The organism is Streptomyces sp. 2131.1, from assembly GCF_900105515.1.
In the GTDB taxonomy this organism is placed as follows: domain Bacteria; phylum Actinomycetota; class Actinomycetes; order Streptomycetales; family Streptomycetaceae; genus Streptomyces; species Streptomyces drozdowiczii.
The window spans coordinates 4,374,610-4,385,000 of the sequence record NZ_FNSY01000001.1; the positions used below are offsets into that span (position 1 = coordinate 4,374,610).

At 72.9% G+C, this 10,391-nt stretch carries 9 protein-coding genes and 1 pseudogene; 8 read left to right on the forward strand and 2 right to left on the reverse strand.

Features of this window, described 5'->3' with window-relative positions; genetic code table 11:
* Positions 1–9: 9 nt before the first annotated feature.
* Positions 10–438 carry a metallopeptidase family protein gene (locus BLW14_RS19710; protein ID WP_093708562.1) on the reverse strand — a complete coding sequence of 143 codons (429 nt, stop codon included), beginning with the start codon at positions 436–438 and terminating at the stop codon, positions 10–12.
* Between the two features lie 321 nt (positions 439–759).
* Here BLW14_RS19710 and BLW14_RS19715 point away from each other — a divergent pair, with 321 nt between their 5' ends.
* The 8 genes from BLW14_RS19715 (at position 760) to BLW14_RS19750 (ending at position 9,334) form a co-directional block, all read left to right on the forward strand.
* A complete protein-coding gene (locus BLW14_RS19715) occupies positions 760–1,137 on the forward strand; it encodes a DUF3499 domain-containing protein (RefSeq protein ID WP_018524691.1) in 378 nt (125 codons plus the stop codon).
* A gap of 59 nt (positions 1,138–1,196) precedes the next feature.
* Positions 1,197–2,561 (forward strand): phosphomannomutase/phosphoglucomutase, encoded by a 1,365-nt coding sequence (locus BLW14_RS19720; RefSeq protein ID WP_093708563.1) that lies wholly within the window; start codon positions 1,197–1,199, stop codon positions 2,559–2,561.
* A gap of 344 nt (positions 2,562–2,905) precedes the next feature.
* Positions 2,906–3,088 carry a Trm112 family protein gene (locus BLW14_RS19725; protein ID WP_093708564.1) on the forward strand — a complete coding sequence of 61 codons (183 nt, stop codon included), beginning with the start codon at positions 2,906–2,908 and terminating at the stop codon, positions 3,086–3,088.
* A gap of 118 nt (positions 3,089–3,206) precedes the next feature.
* Positions 3,207–4,343, forward strand: coding sequence for an SIS domain-containing protein (locus BLW14_RS19730; RefSeq protein WP_093708565.1), 1,137 nt, complete (start codon positions 3,207–3,209; stop codon positions 4,341–4,343).
* A 49-nt stretch (positions 4,344–4,392) separates the two neighbouring features.
* Positions 4,393–5,562: a mannose-6-phosphate isomerase, class I gene (manA, locus tag BLW14_RS19735; RefSeq protein ID WP_093708566.1), complete on the forward strand. Its 1,170-nt coding sequence runs from the start codon at positions 4,393–4,395 to the stop codon at positions 5,560–5,562.
* An 87-nt stretch (positions 5,563–5,649) separates the two neighbouring features.
* On the forward strand, positions 5,650–6,801 hold the full coding sequence (locus BLW14_RS19740; protein WP_093708567.1) for a cation diffusion facilitator family transporter: 1,152 nt from the start codon (positions 5,650–5,652) through the stop codon (positions 6,799–6,801).
* Between the two features lie 268 nt (positions 6,802–7,069).
* Positions 7,070–8,527: an adenosylhomocysteinase gene (ahcY, locus tag BLW14_RS19745; RefSeq protein ID WP_018524685.1), complete on the forward strand. Its 1,458-nt coding sequence runs from the start codon at positions 7,070–7,072 to the stop codon at positions 8,525–8,527.
* A gap of 192 nt (positions 8,528–8,719) precedes the next feature.
* A complete protein-coding gene (locus BLW14_RS19750; RefSeq protein WP_093708568.1) occupies positions 8,720–9,334 on the forward strand; it encodes a hypothetical protein in 615 nt (204 codons plus the stop codon).
* Here the strand turns inward: BLW14_RS19750 and BLW14_RS19755 are convergent.
* Positions 9,331–10,277, reverse strand: a pseudogene (locus BLW14_RS19755) (RDD family protein). The gene BLW14_RS19750 and the pseudogene BLW14_RS19755 overlap by 4 nt on opposite strands.
* Between the last annotated feature and the right edge of the window lie 114 nt (positions 10,278–10,391).

Consider the following 10,391-nt stretch of genomic DNA (forward strand, 5'->3'; position numbering starts at 1 on the left):
CCCCCGCCGTCACTCCTGCCCATAGCGGGGGTCGACTGACTCGGGGGCCAGGCCCAGCAGCTCGGCGACCTGCTCGACGACGATCTCGTGGATGAGCAGGGCGCGCTCGTCACGGCTCTTGGTACGGAGCTCGACCGGACGCCGGTAGACGGAGATCTGGGCGGGCCGGCCCTTCCCGGCCGGGACCGCGTTGCCCAGCGGAACGGCGTCCTCCGCCGTCTCCGGCACCTCCAGGACGACGAAGTCGACCTCCGCCAGCTGGGGCCAGCGCCGCTCCAGCCGCTCGACGGAGTCCTGGACGAGATCGCGGAAGCCGTCCGCACGGCTCGTCGACAGCGGCACCTGCGGCGGGGCCACGGGCCCGCGCATACCGCGGCCGTGTCGGTCGCGGCGCCGCGGACGGGGCTCGGACGGGCGGGGCGGTACGGAGCTGTCCATCACCGACGCAGCCTAACGCCCCCGGGCCCGTCGGGCCGGAGGCCGAGCGGGCGCGCGCAACCCTGTCCGGACTTGAGCGATCCGGCCACACGAGAGCCCGTTTCCGGCCCCGCTCCGGACCGCCGGGCCCGCGCCTTGTGAACGGTTCGCTCCACATCGGTGACCGGAACCATTGCCGTCAAGGCGCTCTCCCCCTCCTCCCGTGCAGGTCAGGCGAGTTGCCCCGGGGCAGTATGTGCCGAAGGTCACAGGGCGACACGGAGGGGTGAGCCGGGGGAGAGTCGTCGCAGCCCGCTCAAGAGTGCGGTACCGTCCAACATCGTGAGCCCTGTACGTCGCTGTTCGCGCACCGCGTGCGGCCGCCCTGCCGTCGCGACACTGACGTACGTCTATGCCGACTCGACTGCGGTCCTCGGCCCGCTCGCCACCTACGCCGAGCCCCACTGCTACGACCTCTGTGCCGAGCACAGCGAGCGCCTGACCGCGCCACGGGGCTGGGAAGTCGTCCGACTCTCCGACCCCTCCGCGCCCAGCCGCCCCAGCGGCGACGACCTGGAGGCGCTGGCCAACGCGGTACGCGAGGCCGCGCGCCCGCAGGAGCGCGGCGACGGCACCCGGGGCGGCGGCCCGCGCACGGCCGACCCGATGGAGGTCGCCCGCCGGGGCCACCTCCGCGTCCTGCGCTCACCCGACTCCTGAGGGACGGCCGGCCGCCGGGTAGTTTGGCGGTCCGAAGAAACCCCCAGGAGGCCCGGCCCGTGACCGCAGACCTGTCGCAGCTCGTGAAGGCGTACGACGTGCGCGGAGTCGTGCCCGACCAGTGGGACGAGGAGCTGGCCGAACTCTTCGGGGCGGCGTTCGTCCAGGTGACCGGCGCGGACGCCATCGTCATCGGCCACGACATGCGCCCCACGTCCCCCGCCCTGTCCGGGGCCTTCGCACGGGGCGCGGCGGGACGGGGCGCCGACGTCACGATGATCGGCCTCTGCTCGACGGACCAGCTGTACTACGCCTCCGGGGCCATGGACCTGCCGGGCGCGATGTTCACGGCGTCGCACAACCCGGCGCGGTACAACGGCATCAAGATGTGCCGGGCGGGCGCGGCACCGGTCGGCCAGGACACGGGCCTGGCCGAGATCCGCGCGCTGGCCGAGGAGTGGTCCGAGAAGGGCGCCCCCGAACCGGTCGCGACGCCGGGGACGGTCACCGGGCGCGACACCCTCACGGACTACGCCGCCCACCTGCTCTCCCTGGTGGACCTGACGGAGATCCGTCCCCTGAAGGTCGTCGTGGACGCCGGCAACGGCATGGGCGGCCACACGGTCCCCACGGTCTTCGCCGGACTGCCCGTGGACCTCGTCCCGATGTACTTCGAGCTCGACGGCACCTTCCCGAACCACGAGGCCAACCCCCTCGACCCGGCCAACATCGTCGACCTCCAGGCCCGCGTCGTGGCCGAGGGTGCCGACCTGGGCCTGGCCTTCGACGGCGACGCGGACCGCTGCTTCGTGGTGGACGAACGCGGCGAGGGCGTCTCCCCGTCGGCGATCACCGCCCTGGTCGCGGCCCGCGAACTGGCCCGCAACGGCGGCCGGGGCACGATCATCCACAACCTGATCACGTCCCACTCCGTCCCCGAGGTCGTACGCGAACACGGCGGCACCCCCGTCCGCACCAGGGTCGGCCACTCCTTCATCAAGGCCGAGATGGCCGCCCACGGCGCGATCTTCGGCGGTGAGCACTCCGCCCACTACTACTTCCGCGACTTCTGGAACGCCGATACGGGCATGCTCGCCGCCCTCCACGTCCTCGCCGCCCTCGGCGGCCAGGACGACCCCCTCTCCGCCCTGGTCGCCCAGTACGACCGCTACGCCGCCTCCGGCGAGATCAACTCCACGGTCGACGACCAGACCGCCCGCACCGCCGAGGTCAGGACCGCCTTCACCACCCGCGAGAACGCCACCACGGACACCTTGGACGGCCTCACGGTGACCACCCCCACCTGGTGGTTCAACCTCCGCCCGTCGAACACGGAACCGCTGCTGCGGCTGAACGTGGAGGCGAAGGACGAGAAGACGATGAGGTCGGTGAGGGACGAGGTGCTGAGGCTGATCAGGGACTAGGAGGCGCCGCGCCTTCCAGCCCCTCCGGCGTTTGAGGAGTGAGGCGGGGGGCAGAGCCCCGAATCCGGTCCGCGCCTTTCAGCCCCTCCGGCGTTTGAGGAGCGGGGCGGCGGGACAGAGCCCCGAATCCGGCCCGTCCCCCTCCAGCCCCTCCGGCGTTTGAGGAGCGGGGCCCGGGGCGGAGCCCCGGTTTCGGGAAGGGGCGGGTAGGGGACAAGGCCCGCCGCAGGCGCCCCGCCCACCCCGGCGCCCCGCCACAAGGGCGTCCCACCCCACCCCGGCGGTAGGCTGACCCCGCCCCCACAAGGGCCCCAGCACACCACACTCGCCCGAAGGGACACCCCATGCCGCTCGAAGCCGGCCTCCTGGAGATCCTGGCCTGCCCGGCCTGCCACGCCCCCCTGGACGACCGGACGGCAGCCGACACCCCGGAACTCGTCTGCACCGGCGCCGACTGCGGCCTCGCCTACCCGGTCCGGGACGGCATCCCCGTACTCCTCGTCGACGAGGCCCGCCGCCCGGCGTAAACCGGCGAACCCGTAAACCGGCGAACCCGCGAACCGGCGAACCCGCCGAACCGCACCCCGGCGTACCCGCCCCACACCGCACCAGCCGGTGAGCGGCACGTGATCGGAGGACCGCCCCATGCTCGACGAGTCGTTGCTCGACGCCCCCGACGCCCTGGCCCGAGCCGACCGCCGCGACCTGCTCCGCGGCGCCGCCGAGGCCGGGGCCCGGGTCCGCACCGCCGCCCGGCACGCGACGGAGGCCGGGATCACCGAGCTGAAGCCGGAGGGCCGCCCGCGAGCCGTCCTGGTCGCGGGCCCCGGCACCGCCGCCACCGGCGTCGCGGACCTGATCGCCGCGCTGGCCGGCGCCTCCGCCCCGGTCACCCGCATCCACCCCACCGGCGTCGCCCCCGCCCCGGGCGCCCTGCGCTGGACGCTGCCCGGCTGGGCCGGCTCCGTGGACCTGCTCCTCATCGCCACGGCGGACGGCTCCGAACCGGGCCTCGCCCTCCTCGCGGAGCAGGCGTACCGCCGCGGCTGCACGGTCGTGGCCGTCGCCCCCCTGCGCTCCCCGCTGCGCGAGGCGGTCCACGGGGTGCACGGCCTCGTCGTACCGATGGCCTCCGCCCCGCACGGCGAGTACGACGCCGAGACGTCGGCCGCGGGCCCCGGCACCCTCTGGGCCCTGTTCACCCCGCTGCTCGCGCTGCTCGACCGCGTCGGCCTGGTCACCGCCCCCGCCGAGGCCCTGCAGAGCGTCGCGGACCGCCTCGACCGCACGGCGGAGCGCTGCGGCCCGGCCATCGCCACGTACAGCAACCCGGCCAAGACCCTCGCCGCCGAACTCGCGGACAGCCTGCCGCTGATCTGGACGGAGGGCGACGCGGCCGGCCCGGTCGGACGCCGGTTCGCCGCCGTCCTGGCGGAGCTCTCGGGCCGCCCGGCCCTCGCCGCCGCGCTCCCGGAAGCGCTCCCGACGCACGGCGGCCTGCTCGCTGGCGCGTTCGCGGCCGGCGCGGACCCGGACGACTTCTTCCGCGACCGCGTCGAGGACACCGAGCCCCTGCACGCCCGGGTCGTGCTGCTCCGCGACCGCCCGACCGGCGGCCTGAGCGCCGCCCCCGCCGCCCGCGAACTGGCCCTGGGCCACGACACGGCGATCAGCGAGCTGGAACCGGAGGAGGGCTCCACGCTCGAAGCCCTCGCCGAACTGCTCGCCGTCACCGACTTCGCCGCCGTCTACCTGGCCCTCGCCTCGGCCCCCGGCGCCTGAGCCACCCGCACCACGCCAAGACAGCACAGCAACACACAAGGACTGATCCATGGACCGGCTCTCCAATACCGTGCGCCCGTACGCCTGGGGCTCGACCACCGCGATCCCCGCCCTGCTCGGCATCGCCCCCACCGGGGAGCCGCAGGCGGAGATGTGGATGGGCGCCCACCCCGGGGCCCCCTCCCGGATAACCCGCGCCGAGGCGTCCGCCGAGCAGCCCCTCACCGAGGTCATCGCCGCCGACCCGGCCCGCGAACTCGGCGCGGCGGCCGTCGAGAAGTTCGGTCCCCGGCTGCCCTTCCTCCTCAAGCTGCTCGCCGCCGGCGCCCCCCTCTCCCTCCAGGTGCACCCGAACCTCGACCAGGCCAGGGCCGGTTACGCGGACGAGGAGCGCCGGTCCGTCCCGATCGACGCCCCCCACCGCACGTACAAGGACACCAACCACAAGCCCGAACTCATCTGCGCGCTCACCCCCTTCGAGGGCCTCTGCGGATTCCGCCGGCCCCTGGAGGCGGCCGAGGCGATGGAGGCCCTGGGCGTCGACTCCCTCAAGCCGTACGCGGACCTGCTGCGCGCCCAGCCCGAAGAGGCCGCGCTGCGCGAGGTGCTGACGGCGATCCTCACGGCGGACCCGGACGAGATGGCCGAGACGGTGACCGCCGCGGCGGCCGCCGCGGAACGGCTCGGCGGCGACTACGCCCCGTACGCCCGCATCGCCCACCACTTCCCCGGCGACGCGGGCGTCATCGCGGCCATGCTGCTCAACTACGTGCGGCTCCAGCCCGGCGAGGCGCTGTACCTCGGAGCCGGCGTCCCGCACGCCTACCTCGACGGCCTCGGCGTCGAGATCATGGCCAACTCCGACAACGTGCTCCGTTGCGGCCTCACGCCCAAGCACATCGACGTTCCCGAACTCCTGCGCGTCGTCCGCTTCGAGGCGACCGACCCGGGCGTGCTGCGCCCGGAGGCGTCCCCGTCGGGCGAAGAGCTGTACGAGACCCCGGTCGACGAGTTCCGCCTCTCCCGCTTCGACCTGTCACCCGGCGCCGCCCCCGCCGACCTGACCGCGGCCACCCCGCAGATCCTGCTCTGCACCGCGGGCGCCCCGAAGGCCGGCGACCTCGGTCTCGCCCCGGGCGAATCGGTCTTCGTACCGGCGGGCGAGCGGGTACATGCGTCCGGAGCGGGCACGCTGTTCCGTGCGACAGTGGTGGCCTGACGCACCGTCCCCGGCGGCGGCTGCAACAATGTGCCGCCACACCGCGGCCGCCGGGGCCGCAGACCGAAGAAGGGACACCAGGCACCCATGAGTGCGTCAGGCGGAACCAAGGCGATCGTGGCGGCGCTCGGCGCCAACCTCGCGATCGCGGTGGCGAAATTCGTGGCGTTCCTGTTCAGCGGCTCCTCGTCGATGCTCGCGGAGAGCGTCCACTCGCTCGCGGACTCGGGCAACCAGGGGCTGCTGCTTCTCGGCGGCAAGCGAGCACAGCGCGAGGCCACCCCGCAGCACCCCTTCGGTTACGGCCGCGAGCGCTACATCTACGCCTTCCTCGTCTCCATCGTCCTGTTCTCCGTCGGCGGCATGTTCGCGGTGTACGAGGGCTACGAGAAGATCCGGCACCCCCACGAGCTGGAGGCCTGGTACTGGCCGGTGGGCGTCCTGGTCTTCGCGATCATTGCCGAGGGCTTCTCCTTCCGTACGGCGATCAAGGAGTCCAACGAGTCGCGCGGCTCGCTCAGCTGGACGGACTTCATCCGCCGCGCGAAGGCCCCCGAACTCCCCGTCGTGCTGCTGGAGGACTTCGGCGCCCTGATCGGTCTGGTCCTCGCCCTCGGCGGCGTCGGCCTCGCCCTCGGCACGGGCAACGGCGTGTGGGACGGCATCGGCACCCTGTGCATCGGCATCCTGCTGATCGCCATCGCCCTCGTGCTGGCCGCCGAGACCAAGTCGCTGCTGCTCGGCGAGGCCGCAGGCACCGACCAGGTCGAGAAGATCAAGGCCGCGGTCGTGGACGGCGACACCGTCACCGGCATCATCCACATGCGCACCCTCCACCTCGGCCCGGAGGAGCTGCTGGTCGCCGCCAAGATCGCGGTCCAGCACGACGACACCGCCGACGAGGTCGCCAACGCCATCAACGCCGCCGAGTCCCGCATCCGCGAGGCCGTCCCGATCGCCCGGGTGATCTACCTGGAGCCGGACATCTACAACGCGGCGGCCGCCGCGGCCGGCATCAACCCCGCCAAGGCCCCCGGAGGCGCCCCCGCCACCCCGCACCCGGAAGCCGCCGCCACCCCCGGCCCGGAAGCCCCGGAACCGGGCGCGGCCGAACCGGGCGCGGCGGCACCGGGCGACACGACGCCCGGCGACATGACGCCCGGCGACATGACGCCCGGCGACACGGCATCCGGCGACACGGCGTCCGGCGCCACCGGGCCGACGGAATCCGGCCACTGACCGCATCGGACCCGCCATCGCGTACCCCTCGCAGCCGCTCCCGCACCGGACCCGCCCCGGTGGACTGGGAGCGGCTGCGCCGTTCGGTGTAGATTCGTCGGCAGTGTCAGACGTCGCTGCTGATGGCGGTCGATCGGTCCGGACACCGGACCGGCCGAGGGAGAGAGGGCCTCCGACGGACTGCGCTGCGAGCGCCCGGGCATTCGTGTGCCCGCCGCCGCAGAGCCGCCCTACCCACCCTCGACTCCACAACGAGGAGCAGCCCGTTATGACGACGGTCGCCAATCGACAGGACTTCAAGGTCGCCGATCTCTCCCTCGCGGCCTTCGGCCGCAAGGAGATCACCCTCGCCGAGCACGAGATGCCCGGCCTGATGTCGATCCGCAAGGAGTACGCCGCCGCCCAGCCGCTGGCCGGCGCCCGCATCACCGGCTCGCTGCACATGACCGTGCAGACCGCCGTGCTGATCGAGACCCTGGTCGCCCTCGGCGCCGAGGTCCGCTGGGCCTCCTGCAACATCTTCTCCACCCAGGACCACGCCGCCGCCGCCATCGCGGTCGGCCCGAACGGCACCCCCGAGGCCCCCGCCGGCGTCCCGGTCTTCGCCTGGAAGGGCGAGACGCTCGAAGAGTACTGGTGGTGCACGGAGCAGGCCCTGACCTGGCCGAACACCCCCACCGGCGGCCCGAACATGATCCTGGACGACGGCGGCGACGCCACCCTCCTGGTCCACAAGGGCGTCGAGTTCGAGAAGGCCGGAGCGGCCCCGGACCCGGCGACGGCGGACAGCGAGGAGTACGCGCACATCCTCACGCTGCTCAACCGCACGCTCGGCGAGTCCCCCCAGAAGTGGACCCAGCTGGCCTCCGAGATCCGTGGCGTCACGGAGGAGACCACGACCGGTGTGCACCGGCTGTACGAGATGCACCGCGACGGCACCCTCCTGTTCCCGGCGATCAACGTCAACGACGCGGTCACCAAGTCGAAGTTCGACAACAAGTACGGCTGCCGCCACTCGCTGATCGACGGCATCAACCGCGCCACCGACGTCCTCATCGGAGGCAAGACCGCCGTCGTCTGCGGCTACGGCGACGTGGGCAAGGGCTGCGCGGAGTCCCTGCGCGGCCAGGGCGCCCGCGTGATCATCACCGAGATCGACCCGATCTGCGCCCTCCAGGCGGCGATGGACGGCTACCAGGTCGCCACCCTCGACGACGTCGTCGCGCAGGCCGACATCTTCGTCACCACGACGGGCAACAAGGACATCATCATGGCCTCGGACATGGCCAAGATGAAGCACCAGGCCATCGTCGGGAACATCGGCCACTTCGACAACGAGATCGACATGGCCGGCCTGGCACGGATCGACGGCATCGTCAAGGACGAGGTCAAGCCGCAGGTCCACACCTGGACGTTCCCCGACGGCAAGGTCCTCATCGTGCTGTCCGAGGGCCGCCTGCTGAACCTGGGCAACGCCACCGGCCACCCCTCGTTCGTCATGTCCAACTCGTTCGCGGACCAGACCCTGGCCCAGATCGAGCTGTTCACCAAGCCCGAGGAGTACCCGACCGATGTCTACGTGCTGCCCAAGCACCTCGACGAGAAGGTCGCCCGTCTCCACCTCGACGCGCTCGGCGTGAAGCTGACAACGCTCCGCCCCGAGCAGGCCGCGTACATCGGTGTCGAGGTCGAGGGCCCGTACAAGCCGGACCACTACCGCTACTGATCCCGCCACGCGCCGCGGAGGCTCGCCGGTGACCGGTCACCGGCGACCCCCGCAGCGCGGAGCGGCTCAGCGGCGCGGGACGTCCGACGCCCCGAGCCGATCAGCGGCAGCGACGAACGCAGGCCCCCGCACCCCCGTGCCGGGGGCCTGCGCCGCACCGCACCCGCACGAGCCGAGGACCCGAAGGACCCCATGCCCCGCGGCCGATATTCGCTCCACGACGTCCACGACCACACCCCCCTCGGCGAAGAACACTTCCACTGCGCACCCGGCCCTTCGGGCTGGCGCTACATCTCCCAAACGACTGCCCCGTCCGGCAGTCACCTCGGATCCGTCGACCTCACCCTCGATGAACTCGGCCGCCCCCTCCGTCTCGAACTCCATGCCGCCGACTGGCAGGTCCGCGGCGCCGCCCTGGAGGGCCTCACCTGGGTCCGTACCGATCCGACGGGCACTCACGCCGCAGAAGGCAATGTCCGCGCCCACGCCTTCAACGGCACGTCCCCCGCTTTCCTCGTCGCGACCGCTCGTCTACTGCGCCTCACCCCCGCTTCCCCCGAGACCCGCGTCCGGGTCGTCACCTTCACGGATCCGGTCCTCGCCCCCCGCACGCTCGACCAGTCCTGGGCCCTGGTGAACAGTGAAGCGCACCCCACTGACAACGGTCCCCTGACGGTGGACGAATACCAGGTCAGCGCCCTGGACACCGGTGAACGGCACACCGTCCACCTTGCCGGAGACGTGGTGCTCTCCGCCCCCGGCATCGAGCTCGAAGAGCTGGACTCCCCACCCTCCGCCAAGCCCTAGGCGGGCGGCACGAATCCGGTGGCGGGCGGACGCCCCGAGCCGCTGTCACCAGCACCGACAGCGGGGTGCGCGAAGCCGCCGACCGCGTGAGGGCCGTGAGCGGGAGCACCGGGAACGGGCGCCCCGTACGCCGGAGCTCCACCGGCCGCACCCACCGGCCCGGCGCCCGCGCGACCACGGATCACCTCGGCCTGCGAGGCCTGCCACACGCCGCGCGCGTCCCGTACCTGCCGTTCATGCACCACAGCGGCCAGGTACGCGGCGGCCGGCACACCCGCGGGGCGGGAACCCCGGTCCGCGCGGCGACCTCTCCGCCGAGCCGCTCGGACATGGCCCTGCCCACGGCGGCGTCGAGCTGGTGCATCCGCGTCAGGTACTGCCGCACCGCGAGCCACAGCTCGTCCGGGACGGCCGACAGATCCAACTCGGCGAACCGCCCGACCAGCCACGGAGGAGGCGGCGGAACGGCCGCGGCCCGCCCCGCCGGCACCCTTTCCCGTACGACGAGCGTCCCCGCGAAGACATCCCCGAGCCGCCGCCCACGCGCCGAGACCAGCGACGCGATCGAGGCGACCACCCCGAGCGTCATCAGGATCTCCACGACCCCCATCGCCCCGCGCACCAGAGCATGCCGGAACCGTATGGGGCCCCCGTCATCCCGTACAACTCGCAGCCCGCACGCCATCTTGCCCAGTGAACGACCGTGGCTGAGCGTCTCGACCGCGATCGGCCCTCCTACCGGGACCAGCAGGAAGGTGGCCACGGACACCGCCGCCAGGGCCGCGTCGTCCAGCGAGCCGACGGCAATGGCCAGGCCTGTGGCCACCAGGCCGAACACCGTTCCCACGACGATCAGATCGATGGCCAGCGCCAACGCACGGCTCGGCAGCTTCGCCGGCCGGAGCCCCAGCACGACCGCGTCCCCGGTCACCAGTTCACTCATCGCCCCACCCCTCACCGCCGGACCCTGCCCCGCGGGCCCACAGTCTGCCAAGCTGACCCGCAACGCCGCAGTTGTACGACCCGGTACGCACCCTTGCCTGGAGCCGCAGCCGAT